Consider the following 18,938-nt stretch of genomic DNA (forward strand, 5'->3'; position numbering starts at 1 on the left):
GAGAAAACATGATACATCGTTACTATAATAATGGATATTACATTGTCCTGGACGTGAACAGCGGAGCGGTTCATGTGGTGGACGAGCTGGCATATGAGGTCATTGGTCTGGCGGACGAGGCATATCAGCCGGAGGAGATTGTCACAAAGTTAAAGGACCGCTGGCCCGAGAGCGACATCCGCGAGGTACTGGAAGATGTGGAGGAGCTGAAGAACCAGGGCGTCCTCTTTACGGAAGATACATATAAGGACAAGATCATTGATTTCAAAAAGCGTTCCACGGTAGTGAAGGCTCTGTGCCTGCACATCGCCCACGACTGTAACCTGGCCTGCCGCTACTGCTTTGCGGAGGAGGGCGAGTACCATGGCCGCAGAGCGCTGATGAGCTATGAGGTGGGCAAGCAGGCCCTGGACTTCCTGATTGCCAACTCCGGCAGCCGCCGGAATCTGGAGGTGGACTTCTTCGGAGGCGAGCCCCTGATGAACTGGCAGGTGGTCAAAGATCTGGTGGCCTATGGCCGGAAGCAGGAGAAGCTTCACGACAAGAAGTTCCGTTTCACTCTGACCACTAACGGCATCCTGCTGAACGACGAGGTTCAGGAGTTTGTCAATAAAGAGATGAGCAACGTGGTGTTAAGTATCGACGGCCGGAAGGAAGTCAACGACAAGATGCGTCCTTTCCGGAACGGACACGGAAGCTACGACATCATTGTCCCCAAGTTCCAGAAGCTGGCAGACAGCCGGAACCAGACCAACTACTATGTGCGCGGCACCTTCACCCGGAACAATCTGGACTTCTGCGAGGACGTACTGCACATGGCAGACCTGGGTTTCAAGCAGGTATCTGTGGAGCCTGTGGTGGCAGCGCCCGAGGAACCCTACGCCATCCGGGAAGAAGACATCCCCTTTATTTGCGAGCAGTATGACAAACTGGCAGCGGAGATGGTGAAGCGTCATGGCAAGGAGAACGACTTTAACTTCTTCCACTTTATGATCGACCTGACCGGAGGCCCCTGTGTATACAAGCGCCTGTCCGGCTGCGGTTCGGGAACCGAATATCTGGCTGTGACCCCCTGGGGAGATCTGTACCCCTGCCATCAGTTCGTGGGAAATGAGAAGTTCCTCATGGGAAATGTCTGGGACGGCGTGAAGAATGGAGAACTTCGGGACGAGTTCAAGTGCTGCAATGTCTACGCAAAGGAAAAATGCCAGAAGTGCTTCGCCAAGTTCTACTGCAGCGGCGGCTGCGCGGCCAACTCCTATAACTTCCACGGCAATATCAACGATGCCTATGACATAGGCTGCGAGCTTCAGAGAAAGCGCGTGGAATGTGCAATTATGATAAAAGCAGCTACGGCTGAGCAAGGAGAATAAAACCATGAAAAAAAGTACAGGAATCATCAGCCTGATCCTGACCGTGGCGGTGACGGCAGGTCTGCTGGCACTGGCTGCCGTAGGAGTGGGCGAAAACAAGACAGGAGCGGCAAAGAACATTCCGCTGGGTCTCGACCTGGCCGGCGGCGTGAGCATCACCTATCAGGCAAAGGGAGGCACCCCCAGCGCCGAGGAGATGAACGACACCATCTACAAGCTGCAGAAGCGTGTGGAGGGCTACAGTACCGAGGCACAGGTTTACCCGCAGGGCGACGACCGGATCAACATTGAGATTCCGGGTGTGACCGACGCCAACGCCATTCTGGAAGAGCTTGGAAAGCCCGGTTCTCTTTCCTTTCAGGATATGTCCGGCAATGAGCTTCTGTCCGGAACGGACATCAAGACCGCAGAGGCAAAGACCTACAAGGACAACCTGAACAACAATGATTATGAGGTGGCTCTGACTTTGACGGACGAGGGCACCGAGAAGTTTGCGGAGGCTACCGCGGCTAATATCGGTTCCCGCATTGCCATCGTATACGACGGCGAGACCATCAGCGCGCCCACCGTACAGACTGCTATCACCAACGGTAATGCAGCCATCACCAATATGGAGTCCTATGAGGCGGCTGAGCAGCTGGCTTCCACCATCCGGATCGGTTCCCTGAAGGTGGAGCTGGAGGAGATCCAGTCCAAGGTAGTAGGCGCGCAGCTTGGCGCTGACGCCATCCGTACCAGCCTGCTGGCCGGAATCATCGGCTTTGCGCTGGTTGTAATTTTTATGATTGTGATGTACCGTCTGCCGGGTGTGGCTGCCGGTATCGCGCTGACCTCTTATGTGGGCATTACCTTAGGCCTGCTGAACGCATTTGAAATCACTCTGACCCTGCCGGGTATCGCAGGTATTATCCTGGGTATCGGTATGGCCGTGGACGCCAACGTTATTATCTTTGCCCGTATCCGGGAGGAGATTGGTGCAGGCAAGTCAGTAAAGGGCTCCATTAAGACAGGCTTCCAGAAAGCGCTGTCCGCTATCCTGGACGGCAATATTACTACGCTGATTGCGGCGATTATCCTGAGCCTGAAGGGCTCCGGATCGGTCAAGGGCTTTGCCCATACGCTGGCTTTAAGTATCGTGGTTTCCATGTTTACGGCTCTGGTGATAACCAGACTGGTTATGAACGCGTTTTACGCATTGGGTCTTCAGGACGCAAAGCTTTACGGTATCCAGAAGGAGCGTAAGACCATAAACTTCCTCAGCAAGAAAAATATCTGCTTTGTGATTTCCGCAGTGCTGATTCTGGGCGGACTGGCAGTGATGGGCGTAAACGGATCCAAGGGTAAGGGCGCGCTGAATTACAGCCTGGAGTTCCAGGGCGGTACCAGCATTACCATTCCGATGAACGAGGCTCTGTCCATTCAGGAGATCGACGAGACTGTGAAGCCGGTGGTAAGCGATGTTATCGGAAGCAATGAGATTCAGGCCCAGAAGGTAGACGGCAGCAACGATGTCATCGTGAAGACTAGAGCCCTGGATCTGGAGACCCGCGAGGCCCTGTGCCAGGAGCTGGTGGAGAAGTTTGGCGTAGATGAGAATCAGATTGCTATTGAGAACATCGGCGCGGCTATCAGCAGCGAGATGCGTTCCGACGCCATCACCGCTGTATTGCTGGCAGCTCTGTTCATGCTACTGTATATCTGGTTCCGGTTCAAGGATATCCGGTTCGCGACCAGCGCCGTGGCGGCTCTGCTGCACGACGTGCTGGTGGTACTGGCCTTCTACGCAGTGGCAAGACTGTCTGTGGGCAGCAACTTCATTGCCTGCATGCTGACCATCGTAGGTTATTCCATCAATGCCACCATCGTCATCTTCGACCGGATCCGTGAGAATCTGGCGACCGCCGGAAGAAAGACCGACCTGCAGGAGCTGGTAAACCGCAGTATTACCCAGACCCTGTCCCGAAGTGTCAATACCTCTGTGACGACCTTTATCACCGTTGCAGTGCTGTATGTGCTGGGCGTGGCGTCTATCCGTGAGTTTGCCCTGCCCCTGATGGTAGGTATCGTCTGCGGCGCGTACTCCTCTGTATGTATTACAGGCGCGCTGTGGTATGTGATGAAGACGAAGCTGGGTAAGAAGAACTAAACCTGAAAGAAAAACTAAAAAGAATAGTAGAAAATGGAAAGCAGTGCAGGATAGAAAATCTTCCGGCACTGCTTTTTTATCAGATTGCACATCTATTTTTGGATATCAGCTGACCACAGAATCTGATTTAGATACCTGATTTCTTTTTGCGTAATTGTTGGCTCATTGCGCAGCATATCAAGGAGCATTTTCTGATTATCAGTTAAAGCTTCATTTATCGCTCCATTTAAAGCTTCATACTTGTGAGAAGTCACCAGGATTGGTTTACTTAACAAAGCAAACGTGCTATAATTTTACAATAAGATTTTATAGTTGTGAGCGTTGAAACGAATGAAGAAGGCGGTATGATATGGCAGTTTCCTATAACAGATTATTCAAAATTCTTATTGACCGGAAAATGATGAAAAAGGAATTATGCAAGTTAGCAGATGTGAGTCCAAGCACCATAAGCAAAATGGGAAGAGACGAGATAGTTTCCCTAGAAGTCATTGCAAAAATTTGTCTCACATTGAACTGTACAGTGGATGATATCCTGGAAATTATGCCTGATAGTCCAGGTAATGAGACGGATAAAAAGGCAAGATAGAACTGGAATGAGTGATTGGGTGAGTAGATGATATGAAAATTTTAGATAACATTACAAATACTGTCCGCGATGATTTGCGGGTGGAGATAAAAAGAGGAAGTAAGATATCTGTTGCAGCAGCTTGCTTCTCCATGTATGCATACCAGGAATTAAAGAAACAACTGGAATCTGTAGAAGAGTTTCGGTTTATTTTCACGTCACCAACCTTTGTAAAGGAAAAAGTAGAGAAGCAGAAGCGAGAATTTTATATTCCCCGTCTTTCCAGAGAAACAAGTCTGTATGGTACAGAATTTGAGATTAAGCTACGCAATGAGATGACCCAGCGTGCGATTGCCAGGGAATGTGCAGATTGGATCCGAAGAAAGGCCAAATTTAAGTCGAATACGACCGGAGAAAACATGACGGGCTTCATGACCGTCGATGCGAAAGATGCGCAGACAGCTTATATGCCAATGTCTGGATTCACCACGGTAGACATTGGATGCGAGCGCGGCAACAACACTTACAACATGGTCAACTGTATGGAAGCTCCATTTGCCCAGCAGTATATGCAGTTGTTTGAACAGTTGTGGAATAACCGTGAAAAAATACAGGATGTTACGAATGTGGTGATTGAAAATATCAGCACGGTTTACGCAGAGAATCCTCCGGAATTTATCTACTTTATGACCTTGTACCATGTTTTCAGTGAGTTCCTGGACGATATCTCTGAGGATGTGCTGCCCAATGAAGCAACTGGATTTAAGCAGAGTAAAATCTGGAGTATGCTCTATGATTTTCAGCGGGATGCTGTACTTGCGATTATTAATAAGCTTGAAAACTATAACGGCTGCATCCTTGCGGACAGTGTTGGTCTTGGTAAAACTTTTACCGCGCTGGCTGTCGTGAAATATTATGAAAATCGTAATAAATCTGTCCTTGTTCTTTGTCCAAAGAAGCTGGCCGAAAACTGGAATACCTATAAAGACAATTACGTTAATAACCCTATTGCTGCGGATCGTCTGAATTATGATGTTCTGTTTCATACCGACCTGTCTCGTAATGGTGGCATGTCCAACGGCCTGGACTTGAGCCGCCTTAACTGGGGAAACTATGATCTCATCGTCATTGATGAGTCGCATAATTTCCGCAATGGTATTGGAACACACAGCAACACGCAGGAAAACCGCTATCAAAAGCTGATGGAAAAGGTCATCCGTGCCGGTGTAAAGACGAAAGTTTTGATGCTCTCCGCAACGCCGGTCAACAATCGTTTTGTGGACTTGAAGAATCAGCTTGCCATAGCCTATGAGGGTAATTCTGAGAATCTGGATGAGCGTCTGAATACAACAAAGAGTCTTGAAGATATTTTCAAACAGGCACAGAAAGCTTTCAACGCGTGGAGTAAGCTGGAGCAGGAACAGCGTACAACGGACGCACTGCTGCGTACATTGGATTTTGATTTCTTTGAGCTCCTGGACAGTGTGACCATTGCCCGTTCGCGCAAGCATATTGAAAAATATTATGACACGAAAGAGATTGGAAAGTTCCCGGAGAGATTAAAACCAATCTCACTCCGTCCGAATCTTACAGATTTGGGAAATGCTATTAACTATAATGAGATCTATGAGCAGCTGATGCAGCTGTCGCTGTGCGTATATACGCCTTCGAACTATATCTTCCCAAGTAAGCTGCAAAAGTATAAAGACTTCACCCATAATAAGGGCGAGAATTTGACTCAGACCGGACGTGAACGTGGTATTCAGCGTCTTATGAGCATCAATCTTTTGAAACGACTGGAAAGCTCTGTCAACTCCTTTCAGCTGACTTTGACGCGCATCAAGGAACTGATAGGTGGAACGATCGAGGCTATCAATTGCTTTGAAAAATACGGTTCTGCTGACATTTCCATGTATGAAGCAGGCAGGGATGATTGGGATATCGATGACGAAAATACAGAGTTCTTTACAGTTGGTAAAAAGGTTAAAATCGAGCTTGCGGATATGGACTGGAAGAGCTGGCGCAAGGAATTACAGCAGGATGCAGAGGTATTGGAACTGCTGACTTTGATGGTAGCTGATATTACGCCGGAGCATGACACGAAGCTGCAAGAGCTTCTGCGCCTGTTGGATGAAAAGATTGCGCATCCCATCAACCTGAATAATAAAAAAGTGCTCATATTCTCTGCATTCTCAGATACGGCAGAGTATCTATATGACCATGTGAGTATGTACATGAAAGATAAATACGGACTCAACACGGCAGTTATTACCGGAACCATCGATGGGCGGACAACGATTAAGGATTTTCCGGCAACCCTGAACAATGTGTTGACCTGCTTCTCACCTGTTTCTAAAGACCGTGATGTGCTGATGCCGAACAGCAGAAATGAGATTGACATTCTGATTGCCACAGACTGTATCTCTGAAGGTCAAAACTTGCAGGATTGCGATTATCTCGTCAACTACGATATCCACTGGAATCCGGTTCGCATCATTCAGCGCTTCGGACGTATCGACCGTATTGGAAGCAGGAATAAGGTAATTCAGCTTGTGAATTTCTGGCCGGATCTTACGTTGGACGACTATATCAATCTAAAGTCTCGCGTAGAGACCCGTATGAAGATTACAGTTATGACTTCTACTGGTGACGATGATCTAATCAATCCAGAGGAGCAAGGAGACCTGGAATACCGTAAAGCACAGCTTAAGCGTCTCCAGGAAGAAGTCGTAGACATTGAGGATATGTCCGACGGTATCTCTATCATGGATTTGGGCTTGAATGAATTCCGGCTCGACTTGTTGGACTATATGAAGCACAACGGCGATATGGATAAGAAACCGCGCGGACTTCATGCGGTTGTTCCCGCCACGGAGGAGTTGCCGGAGGGTGTAATCTTTGTTCTGAAAAACATCAACAATAGCGTCAATGTGGACAACCGTAATCGAATCCATCCGTTTTATATGGTGTATATCGCCGCAGATGGAGAGATCATTTGCGACTATCTGAATCCGAAAAAGCTGTTGGATGATGTCCGCCTGCTTTGCCGCGGACAAAGCAAGCCTATAGCAGAAGTATATAAGCGCTTCAATCGTGAAACAGACGACGGACGCAACATGGCGGATATGTCGGAGCTCCTGAGCGAGGCAATCAAATCCATCATTGATGTAAAAGAAGAAAGTGACATTGACAGCTTATTCTCCGCAGGTGGCACATCTGCCCTGATGAGCACGGTGTCCGGATTGGATGATTTTGAGTTGATTTGTTTCTTAGTTGTGAAATGATCTTGTGTGAGGGGGTGTGAGCCGTGCTGGGTTTGCCAAAGTCAACGGAGTTCAACAAGAGGATTCCAAAGCAGAAGTTTTACGAAAATCTGTCAGTCACGCCTGCAATGAAAACGGCATTCACGGAGCAGATCAAAAGTATTTATTGGCGAAACAAGCTGGCAGCGACCACGTTGAACCTTGCACCCGGTAAGTTGGTCACAGAGATTGAGGTGTTTGAGATAAGGCTTACTTCACCTGATCTTGATGAAGATATCCTTCGCCTGATTGACCGGGAGATCCCTTATCACATCTTGTTCCTGCTGGAATATGACAGAAAATATCAGGCAGCTATGGGATATAAGGAGGCTTCCAGTTCCGGCAAGGCAGCGTTTAAGGTCGAACGCTATTACCGGACAGAGTGGCTTACAGAGGAAGAACTGTCATTGCATCTGGAAGGCCTGACGATCGATGCAGTATATGAGAATTTCATCCGGCAGATCGCAGGTGGCCAGCTTACCGGAAGCGAAAATACAACACTTAAGGAAAGTGTGGAACAGCAGAAACAGCGAGAGCAGATCGAAAAGCAGATTGCTGCGTTGGAAGCAAAGATGAAGAAAGAAAAACAGCTAAATCGGAAGATGGAATTGAAGGCGGAGATAAAGAAATTGAAAATGAATTTGGAGGGATAAAAGTAAATGCAGTTAAATAAAAGAACACTGGAAGAATTGCGTTGTATTATTAACGGTGACGGAACTTCAGACTATCGGTCTGGCGCGAAGCTAGTTGCATTTTTTAATGACCTTGGATTCAATGATGTTTATGGAAATGGGTTTCCTTCAAGGTGGTTTTATACGGATGATAGGCTCGATAAAATCAATGGGACACCGGAACTTGATAAGTGCATAAAAAATGTGTTTGCTGTTGTGAATTATATTGGTCGTATACAGGAGCTGGATGCTTTGATTGCCAATTTTAATCAGTATCTTGCATTTGACAAATGGGCGGTAGTTCGCGAAAATGATCAGATTACTTTCAAAAAATTGGATCGTGTTGTAGTTGATACAAAAGCACAAAACAAGACGGATATTGGTGAAGATGAGTTCTTAAAACTGACATTTGATGTAGATGTTGATTCACTGAAATTGGATAATCAGGTGAGTAATGTTATTAAGGCAAGATTAGAAGAAATTGATCGGTGCATTTGTAGTGATGCTTCTCTAGCAGCAATTTTGCTTGTGGGCAGTGTTATGGAGGGAGTTTTGCTTGGTACGGCAACCGCATATCCCAAAGTGTTTAATACTTCAACTTCTGCACCAAGGGATACTAATACAGGGAAAGTTAGAAAATTTCCTGACTGGACGCTCAATAATTTTATTGATGTAGCAGCTGAAAACGGCATTCTAAAGCAGGATGTCAAGAAGTTTAGTCATGTGGTGCGAGAATTTAGAAACTACATTCATCCGTATCAACAAATGGCTGAACAATTTAATCCAGACAAGCAAACAGCGTTGATTTGCCTTCAGGTTTTGAAAGCAGCTATCGTTCAAATTGGAGACTACAGAAACGGAGGAAACCACTAATGGACAAAATGCGTATGGAATCCATTGATATGACCGCACAGAATATAGAGAAAATCGGGGCTTTATTCCCGAACTGCATTACTGAGACTTTAGGAAAGGACGGCAAACCGAAGAAAGCCATTAACTTTGACCTGCTGCGGCAGATGCTGTCCGGCGATATGATCGAGGGTGATGAAGCTTATGAATTCACCTGGGTAGGAAAAAAGGCGGCTATCGTGGAAGCCAACAAGCCGATTCGCAAAACGTTACGGCCTGTTATGAAGGATGAGACAATTCCGACAGGTGCAAACAGTGATGGCAATCCATATTGTAGCACTGCGGGTGTTGATTGGGATAGTACAGAAAATCTTTATATTGAGGGTGACAACCTTGAAGTACTGAAGCTGTTGCAGGAAAGCTATCTTGGCAAGGTGAAGATGATCTATATCGATCCACCGTATAACACGGGAAATGACTTCATTTATCGAGACGATTTTAAGCAGTCTGCCGCAGAATATGACGAGGATAGTGGCTTGTACGATGAAGATGGTAACCGTATGTTCAAGAATACGGATACCAATGGGCGATTTCATTCCGATTGGTGTAGCATGATTTATTCTCGGTTGATGATGGCGAGAAATTTGCTGACAGATGATGGTGCTATTTTTGTTTCTGTTGATGAAAACGAAGTAACTAATGCAAAAAAGATATGTGAGGAAGTTTTTGGTTCAGCAAATTGCGTTGGTATTGTCTCAAATACAAACAATCCCAAAGGACGTTCTGACGACAAATTTGTTGCAACAGCCCATGAATATATTCTCATCTATGCAAATAATATTGGAGCGCTTACTTGGTATGGATTTGAGCCAACAGAGGAAATCGTAAAACGATACAATAAGGTTGATAATGCTGGCAGACGTTATAGGGAAATCGATTTGCGAAAAACAGGAGAAAACGATCTACGAGAAGATCGCCCTAATCTTTTCTATTACTTCTACTACAATGAAAAGACAGGTGATTTTTATCCATCCAGAGAAGAGTGCATACAGGAAGAGTATATTCAGATAAAACCTCAGCGCGAAGATGGAAAAGAGGGGAATTGGCGTTGGGGGTTAGAGACTTCTATCAAAGAAATTGGCGACTTGATTCCTAAATTCATGCCTACGCGAAAAGTGTGGGGCGTTATGAAGAAAGATTATTTAGAAGGACGTTCATTAGTAAAGCCTACAAGTTCTTGGACGTTCAAAGATGTAAACAGCGAACGTGGAACAGAAGATTTTATTAATCTTGGTTTTGACAAAAGAATATTTCCCAAGCCGAAGCCGATTGGAACACTTAGAAGGTGTATAAAGCTTTGCTCCGGGGACAAAACGGACATCGTGCTTGACTTCTTCTCTGGCTCCGCCACCACTGCCCATGCTGTCATGCAGCTCAATGCTGAGGACGGTGGACACCGCAAATTTATTATGATACAGTTGCCTGAACCTTGTGATGAAAAGAGCGAAGCCTACAAAGCCGGTTACTCCAACATCTGCGAAATCGGCAAGGAGCGTATCCGCCGCGCCGCAAAGAAGATTGCCGAAGAACATCCGGATGCGAAGTTTGACGGCGGATTCCGTGTCCTGAAGCTGGATGACACCAACATGAAGGACGTGTATTATGCATCTGCGGATTATCAGCAGAATTTACTGGATCAGTTGGAGAGCAACATTAAGGAAGACCGTACAGACCTTGATCTGCTTTTTGGCTGCCTGTTGGAGTGGGGCTTGCCGCTGTCGCTGCCGTACCAGTCTGAGGATATCGAAGGCTGTACCGTGCATAACTACAATGACGGTGATTTGATTGCCTGCTTTGACGAGAATATCCCTGACAGCGTGATGAAGACAATCGCGAAACGCCAGCCGCTGCGCGTCGTGTTCCGTGACAGCAGCTTTGCAGGCAGTCCGGCCAAAATCAATGTGACCCAGATTTTCAAAGAGTTGGCACCGGATACGTCTGTGAAAGTGCTGTAAGGAGGGGCAGAGTATGAGCAAAAACGAAATCACCCCGATTAACCAAAGCTTTCTTGAAAATGTTTCTGAGGTTCTGGCGCAGGCCAGAAAGAATGCCAAAACTGCCGTTAATCTCGCTATGGTCTATGCCTACTATGAAATCGGCAGAATGATCGTAGAAGAAGAGCAGCACGGTCAGAACAGAGCCGCCTATGGAAAGCAAATTTTGCAGGAATTGTCAAAATATCTTAGTGAAAAATACGGAAAAGGATTTTCAACGACAAATTTGAAGCAAATGCGGCAGTTTTACACGATTTATTCGCAAGATCAAATTAGTCAGACGCTGTCTGACCAATTCAAGAACCTTCCTGCAGTCAGTACCGGCAGAAAGTTTTATCTGAGCTGGTCTCATTATCTCAAGCTCATGCGGATAGACAACATAGACGAACGCCATTTTTATGAAATTGAATCTGTAAAAAATGACTGGAGCCTTGCGGAGTTGAAACGGCAATATGGAAGTTCACTCTATGAGCGCCTTGCCCTTAGTACAAATAAGGATAAGGTTTACCGTTTGGCGCTGGAAGGACAGAAGGTTGAGAAAGCGGAAGATGCGGTCAAAGACCCGTATGTATTGGAATTCCTAGGCCTGAAGGAACTACCGGAATATTCTGAGAGCGAGCTGGAGAGCCGTATCATCGACCATTTGCAGCAGTTCCTGCTGGAACTTGGCACCGGCTTTGCCTTCATCGGAAGGCAGGTACGGTTTACGTTCGACGAAGAGCATTTCATGGTGGATTTGGTTTTCTATAATCGTCTGTTGCGTTGTTTTGTTCTGTTTGATTTGAAAATCGGCGAATTGAAGCATCAAGATATTGGCCAGATGCAGATGTATGTTCATTACTATGACCGGAAGGTGAAACTGTCGGATGAGAATCCAACGATAGGAATCATACTGTGCAGTGACAAGAACAACGCCGTTGTAGAAATGACTCTGCCGGAGGATAATACGCAGATTTTTGCAAGCAAGTATGAGACAGTGCTGCCGAGTAAGGAAGCTTTGCAAAAGCTGTTGGAAGAACAGATGGCAGATGAGAATGGAGGCGAAGACGATGAGACTACGATTTAAGCATCAGAAATTTCAGGCTGATGCAGCAAAGGCCGTGGTGGATGTCTTTGCCGGACAGCCATATCTGACTCCTTCTTATATGATGGACAGAGGCAACGGCTTTTACCAGCAGACGTTGACTGATAAAGAGGATTTCACCGGATGGAGCAACCACAAGATATTGCCGGAGCTTTCCGACCGTATCATTCTGGAAAACCTGCAAAAGGTGCAACGGGCGAATCAGCTCAAGCCGTCTGCAAAGCTTGAGGGACACTTCAACCTGACCATTGAGATGGAAACCGGTGTCGGCAAGACCTATACCTATATCAAGACCATGTATGAGCTGAACAAGCATTATGGATGGAGTAAGTTTATTGTGGTCGTGCCGTCGATCGCCATCCGTGAGGGAGTATACAAATCTTTTCAGGTAACGCAGGAGCATTTTGCTGAGGAATATGGCAAGAAGGTACGCTTCTTCATCTATAACTCTGCTCAGCTGACAGAGATTGATCGTTTTGCGTCGGATAATTCTATCTGTGCCATGATTATCAACTCTCAGGCGTTCAATGCCAGAGGCAAGGATGCAAGACGTATCAGCATGAAGCTGGATGAGTTCCGGTCCCGTAGGCCAATTGACATCATTGCTAAGACGAATCCGATTTTGATTATTGATGAGCCTCAGTCCGTGGAGGGAAAGCAGACCAAGGAAAACCTAAAGCAGTTCAATCCTCTGTTGACCCTGCGCTATTCCGCGACCCATAAGAGCGACAGCATTTATAACATGGTTTACCGTCTGGATGCGATGGAGGCATATAACAAGCGGCTGGTAAAGAAGATTGCCGTAAAGGGTATCTCGGAATCCGGCAGTACTGCAACGGAAAGCTATGTATATCTGGAGAGTATCAACCTTTCCAAGGCTGCGCCTACGGCAACGATTCAGTTTGATTATAAGGGTGCAAATGGTATTCGCAAAATTACCCGTACCGTTTCGGAAGGATACAATCTATATGATAACTCCGGCAGTATGGAGGAGTATAAACAGAGTTTTGTGGTGTCCCGTATCGACGGACGCGATGATTCGGTGGAATTTCTGAACGGTATCAAAATCTATGCCGGGGATGTGATCGGAAAAGTCAGCGAGGATCAGTTACGCCGTATTCAAATCAGGGAGACGATTTTGTCCCATATACAGAGAGAACGGGAGCTGTTCTATAAAGGTATCAAGGTTCTCTCCTTGTTTTTCATTGATGAAGTGGCAAAATACCGTGTTTATGATGAAGCCGGACAGGCGGCTGACGGTATTTATGCTCAGATGTTTATGGAAGAGTATAATGATATCATTGGTAATTTGCAGATCGGCATCGGTGAGGATGACTACATGAAGTATTTGCAGGCGATTCCCGCTGAGAAGACTCACGCTGGATACTTTTCCATAGACAAAAAAGGCAAGATGATTGACTCTAAGGTAGGCCGCAAGGAAACCACGACAGATGATGTGGATGCCTATGAGTTGATTATGAAGAATAAGGAACTGCTGTTGGATCGAGATCCAAAGCGTTCTCCGGTTCGCTTTATCTTCTCCCATTCTGCCCTGAGAGAGGGCTGGGATAACCCGAATGTATTCCAAATCTGCACCTTGAAGCAGAGCAACAGTGAAGTACGCAAACGTCAGGAAGTTGGACGGGGACTGCGCCTCTGCGTCAATCAGGACGGCGAGCGCATGGACGCCAATGTACTGGGCGAAGACGTACAGAATGTCAATGTGCTGACCGTTATTGCCAGCGAAAGCTACGACAGCTTTGCAAAGGGCTTACAGACGGAAATTGCCGAAGCAGTGGCAGACCGTCCTCGCGCGGTTACGGCAGAATTGTTTGTTGGCAAGGTAATTCAGGATGATAAGGGTAATGAACAGGTCGTTGATCAGGATACGGCAAGAGCAATCCACTTTGACCTGATCGTCAACGGTTACATTGATAAGAAAGGCATCCTCACAGATAAATACTATGACGACAAGGCTAATCATGAAATCAAGGTTGCCGAGGAAGTGGCAGATTCCGCTGCTTCTGTGATTGAGATTATTGACACTATTTATGATGGCAAATCTATGATGCCCGAAAATGCCAGAAGCAACAATGTGGAGCTGCATGTAGATGAAAAGAAGCTCGCTATGCCTGAATTTAAGGCACTGTGGGCGAAAATCAATGCCAAATCTACCTATGTGGTTGACTTTGATACCGAAGAGCTGATCCGCAAGGCCGTTCAGTCCCTTGATCGTAAACTCAGAGTATCAAAAATCGTCTTCAAGGTGGAAACCGGAACCATGGAGGCAATTAAATCCAAGGAAGAACTGGTATCAGGAGCTTCTTTTGTGAAAGAGAAATCTGCAAGCTATGGTCATACCGTAACTGCCAGCACGAATGTGAAATACGATTTGATTGGAAAGCTTGTAGAGGAAACAGGGCTCACTCGCAAGGCCGTTATTCAGATTCTGAAGGGGATTCAACCGAGTGTGTTCCATCAGTTTAAGGATAATCCGGAGGAATTTATTATTAAGGCTGCGGCTCTTATCAATGATGAAAAGGCCACGGCGATTATTGAGCACATTACCTACGATGTGATGGATGACCATTACGGTACAGAAGTTTTCACGGATCCGACCATAAAAGGACGTCTTGGTGTGAATGCCATGAAGGCAAAGAAGCATCTGTACGACCATATTGTATATGACTCCAGTAATGAGCAGAAATTTGCTACAGAACTGGACATAAATACAAATGTTGCGGTCTATGTGAAACTTCCGGACGGATTCTACATTTCGACACCGGTAGGGCATTATAATCCCGACTGGGCGATTGCCTTTTATGAGGGAACGGTCAAGCATATTTATTTTGTGGCCGAAACGAAGGGCTCTATGAATTCGATGCAGCTGCGTTTGATTGAGGAATCCAAGATTCACTGCGCAAGAGAGCATTTTAAGGCAATCAGCAATGGTGAAGTGGTCTATGATGTAGTGGATAGCTATCAGAGCCTGATGGATTTGGTTACGAAGTAAAATACATACGAACTATGATTTACAGGAGAAAATGTTAAGAAATTAAAATAATTGATAAATGTGATCAAATGTGTTTAAATATACTCAAAGGAGTAAGCTATTATGAACACACCAAATATCACAAATTACAAGCCAAAAGATTTTGCTGAATTGTTAGGCGTGTCTGTTAAGACATTGCAACGCTGGGATAGGGAAGGAACTCTAAAAGCAAATCGAACTCCAACGGATAGGCGTTATTACACTTACGACCAGTATCTTCAATTTAAAGGCATAAATACCGAAAATGACCAACGCCAGGTAGTTATTTATGCGAGAGTGTCTACGAGAAACCAAAAAGATGATTTACAAAACCAGGTCGCATTTTTAAGACAGTTTTGTAATGCCAAAGGAATCATTGTAGACCAATGTATTGAAGATTATGGGAGTGGACTTAATTACAATCGTAAAAAGTGGAATGAGTTATTAGATGAAGTAATGGAGCAAAAAATCAAAACCATAATCGTAACCCATAAAGATAGATTTATTAGGTTTGGTTATGATTGGTTTGAAAAATTCTGTATGAAGTTTAACACAACCATTGTGGTGGTAAATAATGAAGCATTATCACCACAAGAAGAACTTGTGCAGGATATTGCTTCAATACTCCATGTGTTTTCTTGCAGGTTGTACGGGCTTCGTAAGTATAAAAACCAAATAGAAAAGGATGAGGACATTGCTAAAGAGCTTCAAGACGGAAATAAATCCGACAGAGGAACAGAAAGTTAAGATTCGTAAAACAATAGGAACCTGTAGATATATTTACAACTTCTATCTCGCTCATAATAAAGAACTTCATGACAATGGAGAAAAGTTTATGAGTGGTAAAAGTTTTAGTGTCTGGCTGAACAATGAGTATCTTCCCCAAAATCCAGATAAGTTATGGATTAAGGAAGTCAGTTCAAAATCTGTAAAGCGTTCAATCGAAAATGGTTGTGTCGCATTTACCAGATTTTTCAAACATCAAAGTGCTTTTCCCAATTTTAAAAAGAAAGGAAACTCTGATGTGAAGATGTATTTCGTAAAGAATAATCCAAAGGATTGCCGATGCGAAAGACACAGAATTAATATTCCATCACTTGGTTGGGTTCGTATGAAAGAAAAAGGATACTTTCCTACGACCAAAGACGGGTATGTGATTAAAAGCGGTCATGTTTCAATAAAAGCTGACAGATACTATGTTTCAGTTCTTATAGAAATTCCAAATAACAAAATAGCCAATCATTCAAAGGAAGGAATTGGCATTGACCTTGGATTAAAGGATTTTGCCATTGTTTCTAATGGTAAAATTTATAAGAACATTAACAAATCTGCAAAATTAAAGAAACTTGAAAAACAGCTTATTCGAGAACAGAGAAGTCTTTCTCGAAAGTATGAAAATTTAAAGAAAGGAGAGTCCACTCAAAGAGCGAATATACAGAAACAAAAACTCAAGGTACAGAAACTTCATCATAAAATAGACAATATCCGTACTGACTATATCAACAAAACAATCGCAGAGATAGTGAAAACCAAACCATCTTATATAACGATTGAAGATTTAAACGTATCAGGAATGATGAAGAACAAACATCTATCAAAGGCAGTTGCTTCGCAGAAGTTTTATGAATTTAGAACAAAACTTCAAGGTAAATGCAAAGAAAGCGGAATTGAATTTCGTGTGGTAGACAGATGGTATCCATCATCTAAAACTTGTCACTGTTGCGGAGCTATCAGGAAAGACTTAAAACTTTCAGACAGAATCTTCCGATGTGACTGTGGTTATATCGAAGACAGAGATTTCAATGCTGCACTTAATCTGAGAGATGCTACGACTTACGAAGTTGCATAAATAAACGCAAACGTAGGTATGTACCGTGGGCTTACGCGGGAATTAACGACTGTGGAGTGTACAAGAACTTGTGAGTAGATATGATTTTGGTCAATCCAAAGCATACACGATGAAACAGTAAGTAAAACTTGTGAGAGTTTACATTATCTCGATGTGAGTATATTTACACACATTTTGAGTGGCAGATTGTGCATATATGAAGGAACAGTGGATCGAAGCCCCCAGAATCGAAGGCAATCAGGAGCTGGCGGAGAAATTCGGGGTAAGTCCCATGGCCATGCGTCTGATCCGCAGCCGGGCGGGCTTAAGTGAAGCGGAAGTCCGGGCCTACCTTTACGGTACTCTGGACGATCTGGCGGACGCCCGACTGATGAAAGGCATGACGGAGGCCGTGGAGCTATTGTGTCAGAAGATTCAGGCGGGCGCGACCATCCGCATTATCGGCGATTATGATATCGACGGCGTGAACGCCACCCACATTCTGGTGACAGGCTTAAGAAGAGCCGGCGCAAGGGTAGATACGGTGATTCCCGACCGACTGAAGGACGGCTACGGCATCAATGAGCACCTGATAGAACAGGCGAAGGAGGCAGGTATCGACACCATTGTCACCTGCGACAACGGTATCGCCGCAGCCAAAGAAATCGCCTATGCAAAAGAACTTGGCATGACCGTTATCGTCACCGACCACCACGAGATCCCCTACCGGGAGGAGCCGGACGGCACCCGCACCATGATTCTGCCTCCGGCGGACGTGATCGTGAATCCGAAGCAGGCAGACTGTCCTTATCCCTATAAGAAGCTCTGCGGAGCGGCGGTGGCCTGGCGGCTGGTGGAGGTACTCTATCAGGAGGCGGGGGTTCCCCGGGAAGAATTTCTGAGACTGGCCCAGTTTGCGGCAGTGGCCACCATCGGCGACATCATGGATCTGACCGGGGAAAACCGGATTCTGGTAAAATATGGACTGCGGCAGCTGGAGCAGACAGACAACCCCGGTTACCGGGCTCTGTTGGCGGTCAACGGCCTGGAGGGGAAGAAGCTGACCGCCTACCATATCGGCTTTGTCATCGGCCCCTGTATCAACGCCAGCGGACGCCTGGACACGGCGAAGCGAGCCCTGGAGCTTCTGGGCGCCGGAACCGCCGCAGAAGCAGAAAAGCTAGCGGGCGATCTGAAAGCCCTGAACGATAGCCGGAAGGATCTGACGGCGAAGGGAACAGAAGAGGCTATCTGTCTGGTGGAGGAGACAGAGCTGGGAAAGGATCGGGTGCTGGTGATCTATCTACCCGATTGTCACGAAAGTCTGGCAGGGATTATCGCAGGACGGATCCGGGAGCGGTATTTCCGTCCCTGCTTTGTGCTGACCGACGGGGAGGAGGGTGTGAAGGGCTCAGGCCGTTCGATTCCGGGCTACCATATGTTTGAGGAAATGACGAAGGTGGCGGAATTATTTACCAAATTCGGCGGCCACCCCATGGCGGCGGGCCTGTCCATTCCCACCGAAAACGTGGAGATTTTGCGGAAACGCCTCAATGAAAACTGCCGTCTGACCGACGAGGATCTGGTTCCGAAGCTGCCCTACGACGCGGTCCTGCCCATTCAGTACGCAGGCGAGCAGATCATCCGGGAGCTGGAGCTTCTGGAGCCCTTCGGCAAGGAAAACGACAAGCCTCTGTTCGCGGCGGCGAACGTCCGGGTGAAAAGCGCCCGTATCATCGGCAAAAACCGCAATGTGTTGAAGACCGTTCTGGAGGATGCCAAGGGCAGCCGACTGGAGGGCATCAGCTTCGGCGACGTGGAAGCTGATTTGAACTACATAGAAAGCAAAGATACCGTCTGCCTGCTCTACTACCCGGAAATCAACGAATTCCAGGGGCGGAGAACCGTACAGGCAGTCATCGAGAGCTGGAGATAAAAAACGACGGATCTGGTTCGTGAACATATAAAATGTAAGAAAATAGAAAATTAACAGATTAAATTGTTAAGATTGCACAAAAACAGATAGAAATCACGA

General features: G+C 46.0%; 12 protein-coding genes. All 12 read left to right on the forward strand.

Annotation, left to right across the window (positions count from 1 at the left end):
* The first annotated feature begins 8 nt into the window (after positions 1-8).
* The 12 genes from scfB to recJ all read left to right on the forward strand — a co-directional run bounded on the left by scfB (position 9) and on the right by recJ (position 18,839).
* On the forward strand, positions 9-1,373 hold the full coding sequence (gene scfB, locus H8S44_RS03670; RefSeq protein ID WP_186873200.1) for a thioether cross-link-forming SCIFF peptide maturase: 1,365 nt from the start codon (positions 9-11) through the stop codon (positions 1,371-1,373).
* A gap of 4 nt (positions 1,374-1,377) precedes the next feature.
* Entirely contained in the window at positions 1,378-3,519 is a 2,142-nt protein-coding gene (gene secD, locus H8S44_RS03675) for a protein translocase subunit SecD (RefSeq protein WP_186873199.1), read from the forward strand.
* 349 nt (positions 3,520-3,868) lie between these two features.
* Complete coding sequence (locus H8S44_RS03680; RefSeq protein WP_186873198.1) at positions 3,869-4,105, forward strand: helix-turn-helix domain-containing protein; 237 nt, start codon at positions 3,869-3,871, stop codon at positions 4,103-4,105.
* A gap of 32 nt (positions 4,106-4,137) precedes the next feature.
* The gene (locus H8S44_RS03685; RefSeq protein ID WP_186873197.1) at positions 4,138-7,368 is read left to right on the forward strand and encodes a helicase-related protein; all 3,231 of its coding nucleotides are present in this window, start codon (positions 4,138-4,140) and stop codon (positions 7,366-7,368) included.
* Between the two features lie 23 nt (positions 7,369-7,391).
* Positions 7,392-8,039: a DUF4391 domain-containing protein gene (locus tag H8S44_RS03690; protein ID WP_186873196.1), complete on the forward strand. Its 648-nt coding sequence runs from the start codon at positions 7,392-7,394 to the stop codon at positions 8,037-8,039.
* A 6-nt stretch (positions 8,040-8,045) separates the two neighbouring features.
* Positions 8,046-8,930 (forward strand): hypothetical protein, encoded by an 885-nt coding sequence (locus H8S44_RS03695; protein WP_186873195.1) that lies wholly within the window; start codon positions 8,046-8,048, stop codon positions 8,928-8,930.
* Positions 8,931-8,944: 14 nt separating this feature from the next.
* On the forward strand, positions 8,945-10,921 hold the full coding sequence (locus H8S44_RS03700) for a site-specific DNA-methyltransferase (protein ID WP_330593537.1): 1,977 nt from the start codon (positions 8,945-8,947) through the stop codon (positions 10,919-10,921).
* A 13-nt stretch (positions 10,922-10,934) separates the two neighbouring features.
* Positions 10,935-12,026: a PDDEXK nuclease domain-containing protein gene (locus H8S44_RS03705; RefSeq protein ID WP_186873193.1), complete on the forward strand. Its 1,092-nt coding sequence runs from the start codon at positions 10,935-10,937 to the stop codon at positions 12,024-12,026.
* Positions 12,010-15,057 carry a type III restriction-modification system endonuclease gene (locus tag H8S44_RS03710; RefSeq protein ID WP_186873192.1) on the forward strand — a complete coding sequence of 1,016 codons (3,048 nt, stop codon included), beginning with the start codon at positions 12,010-12,012 and terminating at the stop codon, positions 15,055-15,057. The genes H8S44_RS03705 and H8S44_RS03710 overlap by 17 nt, the downstream gene beginning before the upstream one ends.
* A 117-nt stretch (positions 15,058-15,174) precedes the next feature.
* Positions 15,175-15,822, forward strand: a complete 648-nt coding sequence (locus tag H8S44_RS03715) for an IS607 family transposase (protein ID WP_186873400.1) — start codon at positions 15,175-15,177, stop codon at positions 15,820-15,822.
* A complete protein-coding gene (locus H8S44_RS03720; protein WP_186873191.1) occupies positions 15,761-16,924 on the forward strand; it encodes an RNA-guided endonuclease InsQ/TnpB family protein in 1,164 nt (387 codons plus the stop codon). The genes H8S44_RS03715 and H8S44_RS03720 overlap by 62 nt, the downstream gene beginning before the upstream one ends.
* Positions 16,925-17,120: 196 nt before the next feature.
* Complete coding sequence (gene recJ / locus H8S44_RS03725) at positions 17,121-18,839, forward strand: single-stranded-DNA-specific exonuclease RecJ (RefSeq protein WP_186873190.1); 1,719 nt, start codon at positions 17,121-17,123, stop codon at positions 18,837-18,839.
* The last annotated feature ends 99 nt before the right edge of the window (positions 18,840-18,938 follow it).

Source organism: Anaerosacchariphilus hominis (assembly GCF_014290175.1).
Taxonomy (GTDB): domain Bacteria; phylum Bacillota; class Clostridia; order Lachnospirales; family Lachnospiraceae; genus Laedolimicola; species Laedolimicola hominis.

Excerpts from the sequence above, each read along its gene's own strand:
- H8S44_RS03705 (WP_186873193.1), top strand. The coding sequence starts at position 10,935 with ATGAGCAAAAACGAAATCACCCCGATTAACCAAAGCTTTCTTGAAAAT.
- H8S44_RS03685 (WP_186873197.1), top strand. The coding sequence starts at position 4,138 with ATGAAAATTTTAGATAACATTACAAATACTGTCCGCGATGATTTGCGG.
- H8S44_RS03710 (WP_186873192.1), top strand. The coding sequence starts at position 12,010 with ATGAGACTACGATTTAAGCATCAGAAATTTCAGGCTGATGCAGCAAAG.
- scfB (WP_186873200.1), top strand. The coding sequence starts at position 9 with ATGATACATCGTTACTATAATAATGGATATTACATTGTCCTGGACGTG.
- recJ (WP_186873190.1), top strand. The coding sequence starts at position 17,121 with ATGAAGGAACAGTGGATCGAAGCCCCCAGAATCGAAGGCAATCAGGAG.
- secD (WP_186873199.1), top strand. The coding sequence starts at position 1,378 with ATGAAAAAAAGTACAGGAATCATCAGCCTGATCCTGACCGTGGCGGTG.
- H8S44_RS03700 (WP_330593537.1), top strand. The coding sequence starts at position 8,945 with ATGGAATCCATTGATATGACCGCACAGAATATAGAGAAAATCGGGGCT.
- H8S44_RS03720 (WP_186873191.1), top strand. The coding sequence starts at position 15,761 with ATGAGGACATTGCTAAAGAGCTTCAAGACGGAAATAAATCCGACAGAG.
- H8S44_RS03680 (WP_186873198.1), top strand. The coding sequence starts at position 3,869 with ATGGCAGTTTCCTATAACAGATTATTCAAAATTCTTATTGACCGGAAA.
- H8S44_RS03695 (WP_186873195.1), top strand. The coding sequence starts at position 8,046 with ATGCAGTTAAATAAAAGAACACTGGAAGAATTGCGTTGTATTATTAAC.